The organism is Fulvivirga sediminis (genome assembly GCF_016757215.1).
In the GTDB taxonomy this organism is placed as follows: domain Bacteria; phylum Bacteroidota; class Bacteroidia; order Cytophagales; family Cyclobacteriaceae; genus Fulvivirga; species Fulvivirga sediminis.
In genome coordinates, this window is record NZ_JAESIY010000014.1 from 90037 (window position 1) to 111691 (window position 21655).

The 21655-nt window shown below is 37.0% G+C and carries 19 protein-coding genes and 1 riboswitch; of the genes, 2 read left to right on the forward strand and 17 right to left on the reverse strand.

The features are described 5' to 3' along the window. Positions 1–154: 154 nt before the first annotated feature. Positions 155–3430: an amidohydrolase family protein gene (locus JL102_RS20925; protein WP_202246419.1), complete on the reverse strand. Its 3276-nt coding sequence runs from the start codon at positions 3428–3430 to the stop codon at positions 155–157. Between the two features lie 216 nt (positions 3431–3646). On the opposite strand from JL102_RS20925, the gene JL102_RS20930 reads away from it, so the two are divergent. Beyond that, on the forward strand, positions 3647–4402 hold the full coding sequence (locus JL102_RS20930; RefSeq protein WP_202246420.1) for a class I SAM-dependent methyltransferase: 756 nt from the start codon (positions 3647–3649) through the stop codon (positions 4400–4402). A gap of 74 nt (positions 4403–4476) precedes the next feature. On the opposite strand, the gene JL102_RS20935 is transcribed toward JL102_RS20930, so the two are convergent. After that, positions 4477–5136 (reverse strand): TPM domain-containing protein, encoded by a 660-nt coding sequence (locus JL102_RS20935; protein WP_202246421.1) that lies wholly within the window; start codon positions 5134–5136, stop codon positions 4477–4479. Positions 5137–5144: 8 nt separating this feature from the next. Then, complete coding sequence (locus JL102_RS23880) at positions 5145–5987, reverse strand: TPM domain-containing protein (protein ID WP_317191657.1); 843 nt, start codon at positions 5985–5987, stop codon at positions 5145–5147. Positions 5988–6099: 112 nt separating this feature from the next. Between JL102_RS23880 and JL102_RS20945 the strand changes: the two genes are divergently transcribed. Continuing rightward, the gene (locus tag JL102_RS20945) at positions 6100–6693 is read left to right on the forward strand and encodes a LemA family protein (protein ID WP_202246422.1); all 594 of its coding nucleotides are present in this window, start codon (positions 6100–6102) and stop codon (positions 6691–6693) included. Positions 6694–6810: 117 nt separating this feature from the next. Here the strand turns inward: JL102_RS20945 and JL102_RS20950 are convergent, their stop codons facing one another. The 14 genes from JL102_RS20950 to JL102_RS21015 form a co-directional block, all read right to left on the reverse strand. Further along, positions 6811–7917: a 5-methyltetrahydropteroyltriglutamate--homocysteine S-methyltransferase gene (locus JL102_RS20950; RefSeq protein WP_202246423.1), complete on the reverse strand. Its 1107-nt coding sequence runs from the start codon at positions 7915–7917 to the stop codon at positions 6811–6813. Between the two features lie 180 nt (positions 7918–8097). Then, positions 8098–8294: riboswitch (cobalamin riboswitch) on the reverse strand. 327 nt (positions 8295–8621) lie between these two features. Continuing rightward, positions 8622–11105, reverse strand: coding sequence for a leucine-rich repeat domain-containing protein (locus JL102_RS20955; RefSeq protein WP_202246424.1), 2484 nt, complete (start codon positions 11103–11105; stop codon positions 8622–8624). A 23-nt stretch (positions 11106–11128) separates the two neighbouring features. Further along, positions 11129–12373 carry a hypothetical protein gene (locus tag JL102_RS20960; RefSeq protein WP_202246425.1) on the reverse strand — a complete coding sequence of 415 codons (1245 nt, stop codon included), beginning with the start codon at positions 12371–12373 and terminating at the stop codon, positions 11129–11131. A 156-nt stretch (positions 12374–12529) separates the two neighbouring features. Further along, positions 12530–13435, reverse strand: a complete 906-nt coding sequence (locus JL102_RS20965; RefSeq protein ID WP_202246426.1) for a DUF6892 domain-containing protein — start codon at positions 13433–13435, stop codon at positions 12530–12532. Positions 13436–13456: 21 nt separating this feature from the next. After that, positions 13457–13900 (reverse strand): SMI1/KNR4 family protein, encoded by a 444-nt coding sequence (locus JL102_RS20970; RefSeq protein ID WP_202246427.1) that lies wholly within the window; start codon positions 13898–13900, stop codon positions 13457–13459. Between the two features lie 479 nt (positions 13901–14379). Beyond that, a complete protein-coding gene (locus JL102_RS20975; RefSeq protein WP_202246428.1) occupies positions 14380–15162 on the reverse strand; it encodes a hypothetical protein in 783 nt (260 codons plus the stop codon). Positions 15163–15358: 196 nt separating this feature from the next. After that, positions 15359–15895 (reverse strand): 3'-5' exonuclease, encoded by a 537-nt coding sequence (locus JL102_RS20980; protein ID WP_202246429.1) that lies wholly within the window; start codon positions 15893–15895, stop codon positions 15359–15361. Positions 15896–16105: 210 nt separating this feature from the next. After that, complete coding sequence (locus JL102_RS20985; protein WP_202246430.1) at positions 16106–16657, reverse strand: hypothetical protein; 552 nt, start codon at positions 16655–16657, stop codon at positions 16106–16108. Positions 16658–17067: 410 nt separating this feature from the next. Beyond that, complete coding sequence (locus JL102_RS20990) at positions 17068–17655, reverse strand: hypothetical protein (protein ID WP_202246431.1); 588 nt, start codon at positions 17653–17655, stop codon at positions 17068–17070. Positions 17656–18065: 410 nt separating this feature from the next. Then, positions 18066–18521: a hypothetical protein gene (locus JL102_RS20995; RefSeq protein ID WP_202246432.1), complete on the reverse strand. Its 456-nt coding sequence runs from the start codon at positions 18519–18521 to the stop codon at positions 18066–18068. Then, positions 18514–18921 (reverse strand): hypothetical protein, encoded by a 408-nt coding sequence (locus JL102_RS21000; protein ID WP_202246433.1) that lies wholly within the window; start codon positions 18919–18921, stop codon positions 18514–18516. The genes JL102_RS20995 and JL102_RS21000 overlap by 8 nt, the downstream gene beginning before the upstream one ends. A gap of 347 nt (positions 18922–19268) precedes the next feature. Continuing rightward, the gene (locus tag JL102_RS21005; RefSeq protein ID WP_202246434.1) at positions 19269–19730 is read right to left on the reverse strand and encodes a DUF1569 domain-containing protein; all 462 of its coding nucleotides are present in this window, start codon (positions 19728–19730) and stop codon (positions 19269–19271) included. Positions 19731–20293: 563 nt separating this feature from the next. Further along, entirely contained in the window at positions 20294–20695 is a 402-nt protein-coding gene (locus JL102_RS21010; protein ID WP_202246435.1) for a hypothetical protein, read from the reverse strand. Between the two features lie 416 nt (positions 20696–21111). Next, entirely contained in the window at positions 21112–21570 is a 459-nt protein-coding gene (locus JL102_RS21015) for a DUF1493 family protein (RefSeq protein ID WP_202246436.1), read from the reverse strand. Positions 21571–21655: the final 85 nt, after the last annotated feature.

Genomic DNA, 21655 nt, shown 5'->3' on the forward strand with positions numbered 1-21655 from the left:
GCATATTAAATACGATTAAAATTGTAAAACTTAATTTTAGGAATAACCTCAGATTAAAACGATAACACTCCAACTCAAAAGTGCTGCACAGAATTAATTCAACAAAAAAAACCGGAACTAAAAGTCCCGGTTTTTTTATGTAATCTATTCTCTTTTAATGATCTGCCTCGCAGCTACAGCCTACTCTCATATAGCTTTCAGCGGTTTCATGCCAATCGAAAGACTGGTTATATTTGTTATTTTCCCAGTAAAACTTAGTTCTCTCCCGCTCATGATTACCGACCTCATTCATGGTAGCAGCATCATACAACCTGCCATTAGCCATGGTATAGCGTACGGAGTTAGTGTTTGTAATTCCGTTTAAAGGGTTTTTATCTAACACTATTAAATCAGCGAGTTTACCTTCCTTTAAAGAGCCCACCTGCTCATCTATACCTAAATAATTAGCGCCATTGATAGTAGCAGCTTTTAAGGCTTCCATATTGCTCATTCCTCCTTGCTTAAGCATCCACAATTCCCAGTGAGCACCAAGACCATGCAGCTGTCCATGTGCACCAAGGTTTACCTTCACACCATGATCAGCTAAAGCTTTGCAGGTTTCTGACACCAAAATATGTCCATTTTGATATTCTTCTTCCGGAGCCATAGTTCTGTAGCGAGACCTGGAATCTATTATACCTCTAGGGTAGAACGTAAGTAATTTTTCGTCTTCCCAAACATTATAATTCTGATAGAAGTAATATTCACCGTTAAGACCGCCATAGTTCACTATCAATGTAGGTGTGTATCCAGAATTACTATTGCCCCAAAGCTCCAATACATCTTTATAAACAGGTGCTACTGGTATATTATGTTCTATTCCGGTATGGCCATCCATAACCATGGTCATGTTATGATAAAAGGTAGATCCGCCTTCTGGCACTACTAGCATGTTAAGTTCTCTCGCTGCCTGTATTACCTGTTGCCTTTGATTCCTTCTGGGTTGATTATAACTCTTTACAGAGAACGCTCCAAAAGCTTTTGTTCTTCTTAAGGCCGAACGTGCATCTTCAAGACTATTGATTTTTGCCTTAAAATCTCCATCTGCTCCATAGAGAATAATACCGGTAGAGAACAGTCTCGGGCCAGTCATCTCACCCGCTTTAATCAGCTCTGATAGCGCAAACACTGTCTCAGTATTAGCAGAAGGATCATGTGCTGTAGTTACCCCATACGCCAAGTTAGCATATAAAGGCCAATGTTTTTGAGGTGTGATTCCATAGCCAAAAGCACTTACATGAGCATGTACATCTACAAAACCAGGCATAATGGTTTTTCCCTGTACATCATACACTTTGGCTCCAGCTGGTATAGCTACTGATGCATCTCCAATGGCCTCTATTTTATTGCCATTAATTACAATGGTTCCATTTTCAATCACCTGATCGCCTTCCATAGTGATAATGGTGGCTCCGGTGAAAGCAATTATGCCTGACGGACGGTAACTATCGGCCTCAAGAGCCACTTTCACCCCTACTGTATCTACAGGAGGAATACTGTCAGGAGATCCTTCTAAAAAAGTAAACCTCTCATTAATATCATTGGTAAAATACTCGTCGCCTAAAGTCCAATGGATTTTTTTACTATCTGCTGACCAATGGAGATTAATACCAGCATCTCTAGTGATAGGCGCCACCGGCACAGATTTACTGTTAGGATCAATATCCAGCGTTTGTCCGGTTAAAGGAAGCGGAGCTAAATAAGCCTTATGCAAATTCATAAATGCCACCCACTTATTGTCAGGACTAGGAATTAGTCGGTTAGCATATTTCGACTCTACATGCGTAATTTCATTATCTCCATCAAGATTTACACTTTTCAACCTCTTGGTCAGATTGCCGAAAAAATAGCCCCCTGTTTGATAGAATATCCTATCTCCGCTTGCATTAAACTGAGGATACTCTCCCCCTTCAGTAATTCGCTGCCCTTCACCGCCGTCTATAGATATGCTATAGATGCCAGGGTTTTTATCAAATGTGCCGCCTAAGGTGCTATTACCCGATTCCTTCACATAAACTATGGTTTTCCCATCTGGTGAGATGGAGGGTGTGCGGTAGATACCTTTTTCTGAAGTAACTTCTACAGGCTGTCTTTTTCTTCCTTTTAAAGAAACCCTTTTAACCGCTCCCATATTTTCATCTTCCCAAGAAACATACACCAGAGTATTGCCGTCAGGAGTGAAAGCTGGCTCAAATTCAAATTCCTTTGAAGAAGTAATTCGCTCTGGCTCTCCGTTTGGCAGCTCCTTTCTATACAATCTACCTAAGGCGTTAAACACCAACCACTTTCCGTCTGGTGAAGTAACGGCATTTCTGATATCTTTCACCTCAAACTTGTCCGGATTAATATCTCTCTTAAATTTTAGAGCTTCTGCTATTTTAATGTTATTTTCCACTTCAAAGGGTATATCTGTTACCAGCGAAGTGCCTACCTCTATTTTCTTAATTTTTCCCTCCGCCCAGAAATAAATGTACTTATCATCTGGCGACCAATCGAAGTTTGGATAGGTGCCAAAAATAGCCCATGCTTCTTGCTGATCTTTATTGAGTTTATCATAAATAGGCCATTCTTCTCCTGTAGCCAAATCATGAAGATAAAGTACTGTTTTAGTACGAACCCTTTTTACAAAAGCGAGGTATTTACCATTATTTGATATAGTAGGTCTACATGCACCACCAGGGCCGCCAGTAACACTACTCACTTCTCCGGTTTCCATGTCATATCTATGGACCTGATAAATCTGGCTATTCGGGTCTTTGTTATATTGAAAATAACCTCCCGGATATACATCTTCACAGTAATATAAATATTTCCCATCTGGCGAAGCATACGGCTCATTTACATCTTGCTGATCGTTTTTCCTTTTAGTAAGCTGCAGCCCACTGCCTCCGGTAATATGATACATCCACATTTCTCCAGCCCCTAAACTACGCCCAGAGGTAAAATGCTTTCTGGCTATTAGATAATCACCATCAGGAGTCCAAATCGCATTATTAAGGAGTCGAAAGTCTTCTTTTGTAACTTGATGAGCGTCAGAACCATCAGTATTCATGACCCAAATATTATCACCTCCGCCCGCATCACTAGTAAATGATATCTTAGTGCCATCAGGATTAAACCTGGGCTGCACTTCAAACGGCAAGCCCGAGCGAAGGGCCGTAGCCTTCCCTCCTGCTGTAGGCATAATATAAATATCTCCTAACAGATCAAATACTACCTGACTGCCATCAGGACTCACGTCCAGATTCATCCAGGTGCCTTCACTGGTAGAAAGTTCCATTTCTTTAAAATTCCATTCTCCTTCGGGAACGGCCACATCCCACTCTTTTTTGTCTTGGGCAGTGGCTATTCCTGCAATGCATAATAACACGCAGAGGTATAAATATTTCATAATACAGTTTTGGTTTAAGAAAGGCGAAATATAAGAGATCAATAGTTAGAAATGAAGCAAGTATTTATAAGTGGTTATTTTAACAGCCCATTTTCAGAAATAAAGAATCACAGTAAAATACTATTTAGTAAATAGCTGTAATTATATCTGTATTTTAATGACATTTTCATACCTTTAATTACCCATCTTAAACAAACCTAACTCAAATCATAGATTATGGAATGGGATACTACCTTATATGAAGACAAACACGCCTTTGTTTTTGACTACGGCAATTCATTAATATCATTATTGAACCCGCAGCCAGGAGAGCGCATACTAGACGTAGGCTGTGGCACAGGAGAGCTCACCTACGAAATAAGCAAGCTGGGAGCCGAAGTGAAAGGCATTGACCTCTCTGAGGACATGATAAAAAGAGCCAAGGAAAAATACCCGAACGTACCTTTCTCTACTAAAGATGCTGCTCATTTTCATTTCAAACATGCTTTTGACGCTATATTTTCTAACGCCGCCCTCCACTGGGTAAAGAACTACCAAGGGGCGATTAAATCTATGTACAGCAGCCTGAAGCACGGAGGCAGAATAGTTTTAGAGTTTGGAGGAAAAGGCAACGTAGATACAATAATAAGGCAATTGAAAACAGAGCTTAAGAGGGCTGATTATGATCAGGCCGCTGCTTTGGAGCCTTGGTATTTCCCTTCCATTGGAGAGTACGCTGCTGAATTAGAAAAAGAAGGCTTCGAAGTAACCTTAGCCCAACTCTACGAAAGACCTACCCAACTAGCCGATCAGGAAAAAGGTATAGAAGACTGGATCACCATGTTTGGCAAAGTGTTTTTTGAAGGCATCAACAAAGTAGAACAGATACAAATAGCCAAGAAAGTACAACAGGGCGTTTTTCACCAGCTGTTTCATGACGACCAATGGTACGCTGATTATAAGCGAATAAGGGTGGTGGCTGTTAAGAAATAGTGGATTACTAACGCTCTATTCAGCTGAGCTCTTTAATCATAAAGTAAGGAGGTTTTAAAAATAAAGCAAGAATTTTAATCTTCCAGTCTAAGATTATCAGGCAATTCGTTTTTATCATCTGGCCTTACAGTGAAACCATTGTCTAATAAAAGCTTTTTACAGGCTTGAATGGCATTTACTAATCCTTCATCTACCTTATTGGCTTTAATACCTGCGATAACCAGGTTGACTATCTTTTGCCAATCTTCCGGCTTCACCTTTTTGTTTATTCCCGAATCAGCCAACACTACTACCTCACGCTCCAGCGCACTGATATAAATAAGCACACCAGTACGATCTCTGGTTTTAAAAATTTCCTCTTCTAAAAAAACAGTAGTAGCCCTATCAAAAACCTTTTGTTTCATAATAGTACTATCTACCATGCTTCTTGATACGGCCGGATACACCAAGGGGATGATAAAGCCTAAAAACATTAAAAGGATAAAAAATAAAGCATCTTCGAAGGGAGTTAAAGAAAAAGGCAACAGCCAAAAATAAGAAGCCAAGCCTAAAATTAACGCACCCAAAAAACCAAAAACAGCAGCCATCTTCCACCTGGCAACTTCATAATCATCACTTTGGGCAGTATAATAAGGTACTATTTCACCGGATGAAGCGGCTTCCAAGTCTGCTACAGCTAACCTGATTCGCTCCTTTTGTTCTTCTGAAAATTTGAATTTCTTTGATTTCATCATTTGATTATTTACCATCCGCCGGAGGCTCCTCCACCACCAAAGCTACCACCGCCGCCACTAAAGCCGCCACCGCCACTATAGCCGCCACCATAATATCCACCACCGCCTCTTCCGCCACCGCCGCCAGCATTTAAAAAGATCAGTGAAATTACAGTAATTATGACTGCTACAATCCAATTAATTAATATCACAGTTAGCACAAATATTATCAAAGCACCAACTATTAATCCTTTCCATTTCCCTAAGTATTTTTTAAGAAAATAATCTGCTGATATCATGACTATTATACCAAAAACAAAAAGAAATCCGGATATGCCTGAAATATCGTTATCGTCCTCTGCCTTGCTTGGCTCTGGCAGTGGCTCTCCATCAACTAACCCAATAATTGCATCCACAGCATCAGATATACCTAAATCAAAATTACCCGACCGAAACTGCGGCTTTATAATCTCTTCTATTATTCTTTTCGCATATGCATCAGGAATAGCCCCTTCCAGCCCATAACCTACTTCAATCCTTACTTTTCTATCATTTTTTGCCACGATAAGTATAACACCATCATCCACCTTACTTCGGCCAATCTTCCATTTTTCAGCCACTTTAATACCGAATTGCTCTATGGTTTCATCTCCTGTAGTAGGCAATAGCAATACTACTATCTGGCTGCCCTTTCGCTTTTCAAACTCTTCAAGATCAGTGGAAATAGCATTTATTTGGTATGACTTTAATGTACCTGTAAGATCTACAACGCGCCCCGTTAAGGATGGCACTTGAACATCCTGAGCTTTAAGTATAGCCGGAATGAACAACAGAAGAATTAAACTAAAGATATAGGGAGCTATCTTATGCACGAGTCAGCGAAATTTTATATTAGATTGCAATATAAACGTTTATATTTGATCAATAATTAAGATTTAAATTTACTCAATTATATACGAGCAAAATACAATTAAACATAGAAATATGAAAAAAGGACTTCTAATCACTATAGCTATAATAGTTATCCTGGGAATTATTATTTACAGCTTTTTCGGAGGCAAGTACAATAATATGGTATCTATGGATGAGCAGGTAGCAACTCAATGGGCTAATGTAGAAACACAATATCAAAGAAGAGCAGACCTAATTCCCAATCTGGTAAATACGGTGAAAGGTTTTGCTAATCAAGAAAAAGAAGTTTTCACGCAAGTAGTAGAAGCTCGATCAAAGGCTACAAGTATACAAATAGACCCTTCTAAATTAGATGCCGCGGCTATGCAAAAATTTCAAAATGCTCAAAGCCAATTGAGCGGTGCCTTATCAAGACTGCTTGTAACTGTAGAAAGATATCCGGAACTGAAGTCGAATCAAAATTTTCTAGAGTTACAGGCCCAATTGGAAGGAACAGAAAATAGGATCGCTGTAGAGCGCAGACGTTACAATGAAGCAGCTCAAAGCTACAATACCTATATCAGGCAATTTCCTAACAACTTGCTTTCTGGCATGTATGGCTTTGAAAGAAGACCTCTCTTCGAAGCTCAACAAGGAGCAGACAAAGCTCCTCAAGTCAGTTTTTAATAATAAAAAGCAGGAGCTAACCCTTCGAATGTTAGGAAAACTCACCTATAACTAAATTAGCAAAAACAAAAGCCCTGCAACCATGCAAGGCTTTTGTTTTTTATATAGGCAATGAGATCAAAGACCCCACACCTCTTCAGCTATAGCTACCATGTTCTTCACCTTTTCCCACTGCTGCTCATAAGCCAGTTTGTTACCATCTTCAGTAGATGAGAAACCACACTGAGGGCTGAGACACAAGTGCTCTAAGGCCACATACTCAGAAGCTTCTTTTATTCGGCTCTTAATAGTTTCCTTATCTTCTATATCTCCTGTTTTAGAGGTGATTAAACCCAGCACTATATTTTGATTTTTTGACTTTGCCAGGGGCGCAAAATCACCACTGCGTTCATCATCATACTCTAAAAAGAAACCATCTATATTTACACTAAACATCTCCTCTGCTATTACATCATAACCCCCAGAGTAAATCCAGGCAGAGTGAAAATTACCACGACAAACGTGCATGGTCACTAATAAATCATCAGGCTTATCTTGCAGTGCATTATTCAATATCTCGGCGGCCAATCTAGCTACCTCTACAGGATCAAGACCTTCTTCCTTTAGCGCCTTGCGCTGACCTTCGTCTACCAATGTTGCCCAATACACATCATCTAGTTGCAAATAACGACACCCTAAATCATAAAAATGCTTAATAGTGAGTCTATATGCCTCTGATAAGTCTTTAGCCAAGTCATAAATACTTGAATATACAGGCGTATTTCTAATATTGGGCTGAAAGAACATGTTAGGGCTAGGAATAGTCTGCTTGGCCACATAATCATCTCCAACATGGGCTTTTAAAAAGGCAAAGTGCTCAAAAAACGGATGATTAGGGTTATAGCGAATAGGCTCATATATGTCTATCAGTCGGCCAGGAGTGGTAATACCATGAAATTCATAAGGAGGGCCGTCTATCTGGCGAGTACCAAGAAAGTCCTTCATAAAATCAAAATGCCACCATGAGCGGCGGAACTCACCATCTGTAATGCTCTTTAGTCCTGATTCCTTTTGCTTTTCTATCAGTTTTATAATTTCCTGATCTTCTACCGCTTTAAGTGACTCCGCATCGATTGTACCAGCTGCAAATTTTTCTCTAGCTTCTTTAAGCGCCTCTGATCTTAAAAAGCTACCCACATGATCCGCTTTAAATGGAGTCAGTTTTGTGTTTAGGATTGTTCCCATAATTGATTTACTAATTATTGATTTTAAATGCTTTATAAGCTCTTTAAAATGCTTCGTAATGCTATGAGAAAAGAAAATTTGGAAGAATAAAATACAGAAATGACAGACTTCGCCTGTTATGACACATGCACTATCATTCATATATTCATTGTAAGACCGAAAGCTTCAAATCGCGAAAGCATTGTCCATTCAGAATAGGCAGGTCTCCTGACTTGTAACCGATTGATCAGCCTTCCCATTCTTGCTAAGTTAAGAACAGTGGACATTGAAAATGATCAATCGTTTGGCATGTTACTTACAGTTGCGCGACAGTTCGTGATTTTCACACGATTCCCTATTAATCTACCTTAAGTAAAACCTTTTCCGTTTGATGAAGTATGTAAAAGAACCTATGATGGGTAAAGTTAAAGATCCTTTTCAATTTTATGGCATGATTTGAGGCATGCTGTTGAAAATAGTGCTTATAAAGCTAAAGAAGTAGCTCTTCATATCGGCAATAACATCTAACATTAAGTCGTTTGTAGTCAGAGATTACGAACAGCGAGTTTTGCATCAACTAACCATACAAATTGACCTTATCAGCATATAGCTACTATTGGGCTGACTGCCTTTTTAAACTTCCTAAAGAATAACACCGACTGGATATTTATGCCATATTCAATATTAATCTAAAGTCAAATCCAAAATCCACAGTGCTTTTTACCCTAGTAGTCATCCTTACTAAAAAGGAATGACAGTTTTTCATGACTGAACTCTTTTTTCAACCTTGTATAATTGGGCGTGATTAAATTTTGATAAGTTTTGGGCGATATATTGTAGCCTTTGAATTTTGAAATATAATATTTCACTTCTTTCAGTTTCAATTTTTGGAAATACTCCGGAATATCATTTTCAAACGTGCAGCTATTAATTCCCAAGTATTGTAAATGTTGCAGATCAGCAATCCATTTAGGGAAATCGACAAATTGTATACCTTCTAAATAAAGGGTTTCCAAATTAGAAAACGCTTTAACGTAATCTGGAAGTGTTTCTATTTTATGATTAGGATTAAAATCAATAAGATCCAGGCTGGTTAAACTTTCCGGTATGGTTTTAATATCATCTCCAACCCCCATAAGGTGTAGCCTCTGCAAGGCCGTAAATTGATTAAGCTGAGCATAAGCTTCTTTATCAAAAGCATAACATAAAGACAACTCTATATCTTTTAGCTTAGGAGCCTCTAGCGCGGCCAAAGAAGACACCTCGGTACGCGATAGAGAAAGCTTTTCTAAATGATTCAGCTGCACGGCAGGAAATTCTTGTATTACCTGGTTCTGTTGAATAGAAAGCGCCTGTAAATTGGGCATCTCCTGAAGTAGTTGCAGCACATTTTCTGCCTTATAATTCTCGAGTTTTAACCCTTTTAACTGAGGAGCCGGGTGGGCATTAAGTGCTGCTTCGCTTCCGGCCTCATTTTCGATAAATAGTTTTTCAAGGTTAGGGCAATTCTTTAAAACATCTTTAATCGCTTCTGGCGACCATTTTAAGCGCAATTTTCTTAGGTATTCAGGCTTAGGAAGACAGGCCGAATAATCGACAGCAGGGGCTGAGAGGTCTTTTGGCAAAGATAGATCTAAAGTCTCTGCTATTATTTTACTGAAAAAACCCTCCATATCTGGAATGCTTACGGATTGTAACAAAGCCTTTTCAGTGTTTATGAATTGTTCTCCTACAATAAATTCTTTGATTTGAAGAAGGTAAAGATCATTAACTTGCTGAGGAAGTGCATCCGCTTCAATAATCAAATTCGGACATCTTTGAATTTCTAAAGAATCAAGTAAGGCTATACTTTTCAAACTTTCAGGAAGCCTCTCTACATCAGAATTCCATATTTTTATAGCAGATAAGTTAGGACATGCTCGCAGATTAGAGAATAAAGAATCGAATTTTTCCACACCAAAACAAGCAATTTTCTCTAACGCAGGTAAACCTTCTAAGCCGGCAGAAAGCTCAGGCAGCTCATTCATACGGTAGATTTCTACCTCTTTTAGATTCGAGAAACTTTCAGGATGTTGAAAAACATAGGCTAATAAATCTGCTCTGTGAAAACTCAGTTTAGCAATCTCCAGCGCTTTACCTGTATGTATAATTTTAACTGATTTATCTAATCGAATAGCTCCTATATTCGGCACAAAAGCACAGTAATCTTCAACCTTCTTAACCTTGGGCAATTTTTTAAACTCGGCTTTTTCTAAGGTTTTTAACTGCGGAATACATTTTGGTATTTCAATCAGGTTAGGGCAGTCGTAAACTTCTATTTCTTTCAGACTTTTTAAAGAAGATATATCCGGCAAAGCTTTCAAGTTCGCTAAATCCTCCAATTCCAATACCTGTATAGAAGTCGGAAGTTTTAATTGATCAATACTTGTAGTGGTTAACCCTTCTAATTGTAAGGTTTCAAGATTGCTGAGTTGCTGTAAATCTTGCGGTATTTCTAAAGTCACAGGCTCTTCTGCTTCGCTCTGATCAATAGAAAGCTCTTTTAAATGCTCTAATTGGCTGAAATATTTTGGAAACTCTTGCAAATATGGGGTTTTCAGCTTTAAAGTTTCTAAGTCTTTTAAGTTACTGAAGCTATCCGGCAATTGGGTATATGCTCCATCAATTTGAAGCACGTGTATCGAATTTAATGTCCCGAATTCTTCTGGAATACCGTTGGCAAATACATCTCCTATAAACAAGCCCGTTATACCTTGAAGACGTGTGATAATAGTAGGGTCTTTACTTATTTTTTTAGCAACACTTTCTTCATCTATAAAAAAGCGAATAAACCCTAATAACTGGTATAGTCTGCCAATAGGAAAATCAGGATCTATAGAGGCAAAATGTACCAGCGAGCTAATTATTTTACCAGTATCATCTAATTTTTCAGGAAGTTTATTACGAGTTTTAAAAGCTTTTAATTGGGCTTTGTTTCCATGTTTCTCGAAGGTCTCCGTAATTTCCTGTACAACTTCTTTATCTCTACTAAGTTTACCAATTATAAAAAGTTCATAAAGACTATCGAGCGGATAGTTACTTTTTTCTTGTAGATCTTTGTAGTAAGATGATATATTTTCTGGATTAAATTTCATGGCAATTTCATGTCTTTGTGCTATATGAACTTTGGCTCTTGTTTGAGAGTTTGACTGCCCCTCACTATCTATCAACCCGTAAATCAGGTTTATCTATTTTACCATATCATTATGGGTTCATCTTTCCATACAATCAGCCTGAATTCTTCATAGTGATTTCCATTGCCAATGGTGTGATCGTCTCTATGGCCTTTTCCTAGTTGTAGTTTATGAATCATGCCAGTGTATGAGCCTACCCATAAGGTCTTTTCATCATCAGAGATGGTCAGCCCGCTAATGGTTGACCCAAGAAAATGCCTCCAAATGCATTCACCCTGCTGGTTAAAAGCTTTGATATATCCATAGGCATCTCCTAAAATATATAAATCCTTTGTAGTAAGCCCTACATACACACGCATACCATCATCAATAATCTGGTAGTCCTCACTTTCCTCATAAGCTTCTATTTTTAAGCCATTTATGTTTTGGGTTGAAACTCCGATGGTGATCCCGTTGTAAAAATGACAAGAGTTAGTAATTAGCTGTTTGTCGTCAGCTGAGAAAAGACAAAAATGTGGGTAAGAAGATTGTGGGCCTACTTCACCTATTTGCTCTCCGTCCTGATTCAATATTCTGTGGTCGTCACATTGATCCCCTACCACAATGTATTCATTAGTGTTCGAGAGGGTGGCATTTTCCATATCGATATAAGGAGTCCACTCATCATCCTCTAAATCTGGAACGGGATGAATCATTTTTTCTTCGCTAGCCGATAGGATATAAATTCCCTCAGAAGTGGTTAATAGAATTTTACGCCCGTCATTAAAAGGAATGAGGTCCGTAATTGCCAATCCTTTTGTTTGGGATAATTCGAATGTTTGAATAATGCTTCCTTGCCATCCTTGTGTAGTTACTATTTTATGGTTGGAGGCTATAGCAAAAACATTGTTTCTCTTGGATTTGCCAATTGCATCAATTGATGCATCAAGTTCAACTACTTCTTTACCATTCAGTAAGTATGCTTGACGTTTGTCATAGGCTGTGCCAGTTAAAAAAATGATTTTATCATCTTCAATGAATTGAAGTTGCTCTATACTCTGGCCTTTTGATTGAAATAGCTTTATTAAAGGGGCATGTGCCGGAGGAAAGTTGTTCCTGAATTCTTCGGTGGAGTCATTTTTATTAGCTTCTCTTAATAGCTCAATGACCTCATCTGTTAAATGCTCTCTTCTGTCTTCGGGTTCTTTCCCTTTCCAATTATCCCAACCATTTTTTTCTCCGTACTCAACCATCTCATTGATCTCGGTAGCATAACTACTTCCCAATCTGTTCCACTCTTCCTGTAGTTTAGATATTTCTTTCATCTTATTTAAAAATCATATTTTGTTTTTGACTCCATTAACCACAGCAACATAAGGTGCTGTGTCTCTATTTTTTATTAAGCTCCGATATGAGTATTGATAGATAGTAGCACCGGAGATTTGATATTCGCTTTCCTTTGATACAAATTGCATTTTTCGTCAAAGCCACTCTGCTTCTATGCCTAATTTTTCAAAATCATCCACTATGTGCTCTTTGGCATAACATAAGGTTACTTTTTTTAAGTTGGGAAAGAGCTTAGCATCTTCTACACTTTCTATATCCCAGTAGTCCTCATCACCACCAGCAAAGGGGACTAAATTCATGTAAACATCATTACCGCCATCTTGATAGATCTCCGTTAGTTTCGGCGCCAGGCGTTTAGGTACAGGAAAATCTTTGAAATACTGCGTCACTTCTGCAATAGGTTCGTAGCCTTCTTCATCTATATCAATCTCCCTCTTGGTATACCATTTCGCAAATTCATGTACATCAAATTGAGGAGTTAACAGACCTTGGGTATACATCAACTCTTCTATCACCGCGAGTTTAAAGCCAAAATCGGTAAAGGAGATCAGCTCTTCATCGGGTGTAGTAATCACATATTTATCTTTAGGAATACCTGCTGCTCGGTCGTAAGGCTTGTACTCACTGACTTCAATGGCTTTGACACTCTCTTCTTCAATATCAAACCAGGCGCTTACGCCATTTACCACTACAGCGCCCGTAGTGTCTCCCTCAAACACTTTTACCCGTTTTCCTGGGTTTTGATGATAGTAATTGATAATATCCTCATCTTCAATATAAAAAGTGCCGGAAAAAGTTTGAGAAGGACTAAATCGATAATCTTCTTTCTCAAAACTGGCACTTATAGCATAAATGACATTTTTTTCTTTAGAATAACCTACTATACCGAGTTCATCCCACGTGTAAACACCACCATTTTTACCCTTAAAGAAACGAGGATTTTCACCTAGTACACTTTCTAAGACCGTTAAAGAAACGGGGAATGAAATGGATGTATTATTGATTTCAAAACCAGTTGAAGAGAGACGTAAATTTGCCATAATTAGTTAATTTATAATACTTTATAAAGGCTTTTTCTCTTTTAAGAATTTATCAAAGGAACCTGAAACTTTAGTTATTCCTCCCCCATCGTGGTAATAGGCCCATAACGAAAAACTACATTCCGGATCCAGGTAGAGATAGTCTCCATTTTCGTGCGCTATCACAAAACCCTTGGCTACCCGATCTAGCTTAACCCTGCCAAAATGTGCTGAATGTGCATACACATCTTCGGTAGTTTCTGCTTGAACTTGTGCGTAAAGCTTTAAACATTCATAATTAGCGGCTTCCCCCACTCCGTCCATAGTCCAACGTTTTAATAACTCTTCTTTACCCATCATATTCCAGATACGCGCATCATAGCGCCCTTTATTTCTAATTTGGGTGCCTTCGGGGTGCTCATCAAGAAATTTAAGATACTTGCTTGGTAATTCTTGTTGAAAGGTTTCGCTAAACTCTAATTTCATAGACCCTTGTGTTTATTAAAAGTATGGTCACAAAACTGAGCACATTTAAAGGAAATAAAATCACTGATTTCAGTGATATTGAATTTTAGGGGTGATCTTTTATTGAAAAAATACAGGGAAACCTATAGTGCCTCTGATAGGGTGAATTGACATCTTAGCTGAAATGGCAAATCATTGTTCACCTGCCCAAAGTAGGTATCCTTACTTCTGTAAATGACATAGTCTTTTCCACACAGTTGGATCGCAATCGAGTCAACTAGTGACACAAGTTGTATGGAAATAACCTTGCGCATCTGAATTCTTCATTTCTTCTTTAAATGAAGCTCGTCAGACGCGCAAACACCCAAAATTTGATTGGTGGTTAGAAGAAATGAGATAGTCAAGATGAATGTAAGTTCTTTCATTTGAAAATAGGTAACATCCGTTCTATTTGCATAATACTCATGCCACATAAAATTCAGTGTAAAATGTATTTTACATTAACCATTATGAACTGATTTATTAATTATTATACTTTTGAAATTATTCGATTTATCGAAGACGAATTTATCTCTTTCAACTTTTTGCAGTTGACTTAAATATGTTTCTGAAGGGTTCCTCAATGAGATTAAACCTAGATTATTTTCATAAGCCCACTTTATGAAAATCTTGAATTCATAGACATATCCTTCACTTTCATTATCTGAGGACATGATATTATCTAAGTCAAGATGTAACATTTTGACCTCATTACTATCCAGCCAATTAATTATCCCTCCATCTACAAGGTCAAGTATTGATCCAATTTCATGGGAAACAATCTTATTTGTTAATTCTTCAGCAATCGTATTTTTTTTCGTTTCTATGCAAGACTCAAATATTCTCTTTCCTAATACAAAATAAGGATTAAAGTTCGAGACGGTAGAAAAAATAGTTTCACTAAGCAAAAACTCAAAAAACTCAATGGCATTTAGTTTGGATTTACGAAAATCATCCAACCCGCTTGTACTTCGTTTGATATAGTCTTTGTACGGTTCGTTTAACTTTTGTTTCTGGATCTCTTTTAATTTCGGATGAATGCTTAAATCTAAATTCAATTCTGAAATAAACTGAATAGTCTGATGTATTATTTCATCCTTATCACTTCCAAAACCATTCAACCATTTTAATCGACTTTCGGTTAAAAAATTAGATAAGTAATTACGGATATCTTTTATAGCAGGTACAACTTCTTCTTTATACCGGTTTGAATCAAAAAGATGCAACGTTCTCCAATCTCCCATTTTATTTATTATTCATAACATCCATATAAAGAATCACAAAATACAGCTTGGTAGCAATTTTATTACGACCTCATGTTTCAGGCATTTGTAAGGCCTCCCCCACTAATGCAAGTAATCTATTAAAAATGGCGCACTAAAGCTATTACCAATGCCATCGAAGGTCAAAATCGTAATATATTTTTGATTGAATTGGGGTTTAAAACTTCCATCGATCAAAATACTTCAAGAAAATCTTACTGATGTTCTTCGCGTCATCGATTCCGCGATGATGCATCACCTCCAAATTTAGATTTTCATTCTTATGAGCATTCGCTAGTCCCATTGCTCTTTTTAGCTTATTAACAGTGGCATGTTGATGCTTAAGGCTGATGTGATTGGCAAGCCATCTTTTATCTAATTGATGCAAATCACAATCCTGTTCAAGTTGTTTTTTATCGTAGAAGCCCCAACTACATAATATGTATTTTTCATTGAGATTGATCCAATTTTTAAATCGATGTAAAGCCTCCGGGAAATGATCAGCCTGATCAATATCTGACTGCTGAATAGTAGTCAATTCTTGACAAAAATCTGATAAGATGGGATGTATGGCCGGTTTCACAAACGCATTAAATTGATCGATCATTTTAGCTTGTTCGCTGATCTTGACTGCACCAATTTCAATCACCTCCCTTTTTCTATCAGTTTTATTTTTCCAGCACGTTGCCTCTCGATCAAATATTATGTAATTCATTATTTTATAGGGCGTAACGTCCCATGTATGTGATGTAGCGACACTCTACTTCTACAGGCTTTAAAAATCTAAATAGTCAAAAATCATAGGCTTGAGAGCCAAATTCTTTTCAACCTGCTCGAAAAATATGATTTTTTGAGGGGATAACAAGTTTGCTACCTCAGAAACTAGATCACTAACGACGCTATAGCAACATTCAGATTGTTGTGCTTAGTTTTTTAGTCTTTCTGTGATTTTTGTTTCAAGTTCATCATCCAACTTATAATTAAATTCATCAAAACCTATTTCTCTCATTAATACTTGCTTTCCTTTAATAACAATGAAAATTCCAAACTTAGGAAATCCACTTAAGTCATTTTCACTTAGAGGCAAATCGCTAAAATCAATGACTATTTCTTCAGGTTTCAAATCTTGGTACTTTCTAATGAGCTTCTCTCTTAAAGAGATTATCTCTTCTGAAAATCGATTTTGTAGTTGTAGAATTTTTAATCCAATTATGTGATGTCTTGCATTATCAGTATTACAGTCATGAAGTCTAGAGTAAAAATCCAATATTAATTCATCTATTGAGGTATTTTCTTTTGGATATCCTACACTAAATTCCTCTCCAAAAACTTTAATTCTGATCGTTAAATTATGTTGTTCAAACTCATAGTTGGGATTGATTTCAAATGAAACATCTTGCCCCCTTAAAGTTAGATTTTCATCTTCCTTGATTTTAATAATGAAAGCCTTTTGGAGTTTAGTAAAGTCAATTTTCATTTTATTATATACATTCAAGCGTTTATTAAAGTGTATTTTTTTACTCAAATAATACCTGATCTCTCAATTCTGGCTCTTTATTTTACAGCTTTAGTCTTAGCATTTGGTTCAGATTCAATTCACAAAGCTACAAGATCTTATTTTTTCAAGATTTTGTAGCCCAGATCTGGGGGATTAAGCACAACATCCGCATAACGGAAACACATTCCCCTATTTCTTTTACAGGGTCAATCTAACTAATTAAATCTTAAAAATGAATAGCTGCGTTTTGTGAGACTTTTAACAGTTTGATGCAAATAGCGCTTAGGCCACACTATGCAAAAGAGCTGTGGTGATAATCACACCACCATGCCAAGCATGGCGGCAACAGGGGGCTATTACTTATACAGAGTGTTGGGATTTCGTTGTTTTCAATCATTCCAACCTTCAAATTCATTCATTTTCCAGTCATTTGGTTGTAATGAGTTTTCGTATTGCTTTAGCTCTTTATAAGCATCTTCAACAATTGTTTTGTTGTCATACCAAATGTCATCGGCAGGATAACAGCAAACCCCATCAGTCAATTCTGATATGATTGCTGAAGAAAGCGAAGACATTCTAAGTTCAAGCGAATTTTGTGCCCCCCAATAAAAGGTCAAAACCAATTTACAATCTGCAAGTTTTGAGTCTATCTCAGTATTTACATATTCAACCCTTTCTGTAGGTTTATTAAGTATTCTTTGAATCAATGTCTTTTTAGGTTGAATCAAGTCAAGCTCTTTTTGTAAATTGAATTCCTCCATATAGAACTCAAATCCCGATACAAATTCTTTGTCTTTGAATTCTTCGTTTTCAGTATTTTTAAACTTTATTCTAAAAGGTAAAAATCCGGTGTGATCAGCAAATGAAAAGTCTGGGTGAATTTCGCATTCCATATCAAACTGATTCATACGCTCTATCCATTTTGGAATAATTGAATCATCAACTTGTTTTACAAAAACATTTAAATCTAAACTCATATTATTAGTTCTTATGTCAATATCAGAGAGTGGGGAGGGAGAATTGAACCCCCATCACTTTTGTCTTGATGTGTTGTCTCTTTATATTATATTCTACAAGTCATATTGCTGTAGCCCCACACAAAAGCACCCACTCCGACAATAATGGTTTTTATAACATTCATAGGCTTCAAATTTTTTAGTTCAACAATCAGATTACTAATCATGAGGCTCATCCAAACTCTAAGCTTGTAACTATACTATAGATCAATTCAACATTTGCACACAACTTCTTATATATCTCTGTTTCTCTTTTTTAATAAATCCCAAGGATTTGGCTAGCGGCCAAGCCGATGATGGTGGCAACGGGGTCTCCGAATAGTGCCGAAGCTACGATAACATGCAAACTAGCTATGACATAATAAAACTTTTTAGCATTTCGTGTTTTTTAATACTTCATAGGTTCTATATAATGTTTCACTTTCGGTTTCTGAGAAATTATCCATAAAAGCCCAGTTCTCACCTAATTCTGTTATATCTCTTATACTGTCGAACGTAAATCCTTTTCGGTATTTATCAGAGTTCGTTAGACCAAAAAATTCAAAATCACATTTTAAAAACAAAGAATATCTACCCGTATGAAAAGCGAAGATTTCACCTGTATTTGGAATTATTAAAACGTTATGAATATCAAGCGAGTATTTGCATTCAATAGGAATGTTCACCCCGAACTCATCGAATAGAGCTACTCCTCCTTCGTCAAATCCGCTTCTTGATAATTTCCAGTTTCTAAAATGCAGCCAATTGTTGCTAAAATCAATTTTTAGAAAGGAAAGAAGCTTTTTATTCAATGGATTCTCCCTTACTTTTTTTAGTAATTCATTCATCAATTTTAATCTTATTCAAAGATTGACAGAGCTCAATATTTTTTTGAGTCCCACTTATTCTATTTTTATTCGAATTGAAGTCTTTTGCTATAAAATGGGTACAAATATTGATTGCATAATTATCTCTTGATTTATCGTCTTCAAACCCTCCTTTAATTTTCCATTGACTTACTTTAGTTTTGTACTTATCCGGTAAGTACCTTAGTTTTTCTCCTATATGAATAATAGTAACCTTTTCCGTTTCACACTTTAGGTATTCCATGATTAAGGTATCTACCCCTCGAAAATCACAGACAATGAACTGAACATTTTCATTAGCTAGTCTTTTAATTAATTTTAGATAAAACTCTTCAAAGTCTGAGTACTTTATATTTCCATTTCCAAATATGTAGACGATCATAATGTAGCTAATAAATACTAACATCCGTGTAACGGAAACTTATCCCTTTATTTCTTTTATGGGGTCAATCTAACTAATTTAATCTTAAAAATGAATGGCGGCGTTTTGTGAGACTTTTAACAGTTTGATGCATAGCTAGGACAGCCTGTGCAACAGAGCTGTGGGAGGCAGACCACCATGCTGAGCATGGCGGCAACGGGGGCTAAAAAAATAGTATTTTATATGATTTTTAAATTAAAGTAACGCCTTTGAAGGTTAAAATCGTAATATAATTATTATCGAGCTGGTTATAATTTCATTTTATCACTTCAACCCACATAATGAATACCCATCATTCTGTTCAGTTTTTATTCAATCAATTTAAATTGCTTTAAATGGTGTCTTATATGTTTGTTATGAAAAATTGCCCAATCACCCCATTGCATTTCTCCCATAACTGGGTTGATGGGTTTTGCGTTAGGGTATTTTTTCTTAAACTGCTCAAAGTCTTTAATTTCAGTAAATAAGTTGTTAATCGCCTCTTCAATATTTTCAAAATTTAGATCCAGTAACTTATCTGTTGGGAGAATCGGTGTTTTGAACCCCGGTTTCATTTCATTTTCAGTTTGAGTGATATATAATTTAATTTTTTCAGCCATTTCAGTTTGCAATACCAGTTTTTGAGGTGATTTTCCATTTGAAAACTTTACTGATAGAGCCAAATGTTCAATCATATGTTGTGGAGTCATTAAACCAAATTCAGGTTTTTCTTTCCCATCCAATTTTTTGAGCAAGTTTTTTAATTCTGTTTTATTTTCTAAAAAATTCATTATCAATTTCATTTTTTAATTGTACATAGCAAAACCACTCAATTTGGCTTGTTATTTAGTTAAAAGCAAAAAATTCTCTTACCCATATTTTGGGAGGTAACAGCCGCTAAATTGAAAGGTCGGAACGGGGACAGTCTTTGGGATAATTAAAATATTGTATACGGGGTAGCTTATAGCTCCGCCAAATGGTCTTTCACAATGTCCCTATCTCCAGAACTCTGATGGGGTTGATGACTTGCACCTTAAACGCCATTTAATTAATCGAGCTTTGATCCGACTTTATAAATTTACTATATTAACTAAATTCTTATGTTATCACTCTGGCCTTTTTTTGAGCCTAAAAATGTGGAATTCTGACTAACGTTTTTATAAATAATTAAGACTGCCATAGTCAGACCGAAATAGCCAACTTTTAAAGTTTTATGCGAATATCCAGACCATACTATGCAACGAAGCTGGGGTAATCATGCCACCATGCCAAGCATGGCGGCAACAGGGGGCTTGTTAGCATTCTTTAANCACCATGCCAAGCATGGCGGCAACAGGGGGCTTGTTAGCATTCTTTAAAAACATTCATAATTTCCTTCTTTTTCAAAACATGCTCTACAAGTTCCATTTATAAGTGAATCCTTAGTTGGGAATGCTAGATCACAAACAGGGCCACCTTCCAGATTATACAACTCCGCTTGGGTGCCGCTGAGTTGGTCGAAGAGACTCTTAAGTTCCAACGTGTCAATTCCCAATATTCCATAAACATAAATTGGGCCACATCCATTCCCTCCAGGAATGTATTTTATCCTACAGTCTTTAGAGGTTTTTCCAGTTGACAAGTCTATTGTTTTGTTAATTTCATTTTGGAGCCGCTCAATCCTGTTCTCAAGTTCAGATGTAGATAAACTATCATCAGAGTTACAGGCAAATGTTGAGCAGATAATCGCTAAAATTATGTAAGATGTGGCTTTCATATTCATTAGACACCCAAATCTATTTTTCAGTTGTAATCGTGAATTCAAACCTCCATCTAAGAGAAACACATTCCCCTTATTTCCTTTATGTAGTTAATCTAACTTAATGTTAAAAATGAATGGCGGCATTTTGTGAGAGCAATAACAGTTTGCTTCCTATGCAACAGAGCTGGCGTAAGCATACCACCATGCCGAGCATTGTGGCAACGGGGGTGTGCTCTCACTTTGTGGACAATACTAAAGCAGTGAAGTCTTCCGGTGCTTCCAAAGTTTGTAGAAAGCACTGCGTTCCAAAAGTCACAAAATCCCGCGAACTGAAGATTCCAAATAGCACAAATCTTTCTCGACGGCTGACTCACGGTCGAGTCCTGATGCCGTTTGTAGAAAGCACGTAAGCATATGCCTCATACAGTCTGTTATGTGGATTTTATGCGATATTGTACGTGTTCAGATGTTGCATAGGTTCCTTCCAAATACCACGTTAGCATGTCCTTAAAAGTCATATCGTTCACAGGATGTTCGGGTTTATAGAAACTCGGTTTATTCAGTTTGAACTTGTTTAGAGTTAGCAGTTCGATAGTCTTCATGGGAAGCCAAACGGAGAGAGTAAAAAGGTTGAAGAGTGCGGCTTTAGAGTCAAACAGTTCAGCCTCGGAATAGAAATATCTTTCGTATTCCAATCCCTCATGTTCTAGTTCGAACTTCTCAACAAATTGTTCAAGCAGAAAGTAGTTGTCATCACCAAAAAGTCCAAGGTCTTCAGCTATTCGCTGGTTCACCGAGTTTACTTCAACCCCTGAAGAATCTTCCAGAAATTTCTTAATGGTTGTGTATGCATGACGTAGTTTTGAGAATTCTATTTCTTTGGTGATCATTTTCTGCGTTGCTCTAATTCCAGAGTAGAGTAGAGCCTGATAGCTCTAATTTTCTATAAATATAGTAAAATAGAACTATCAGCGC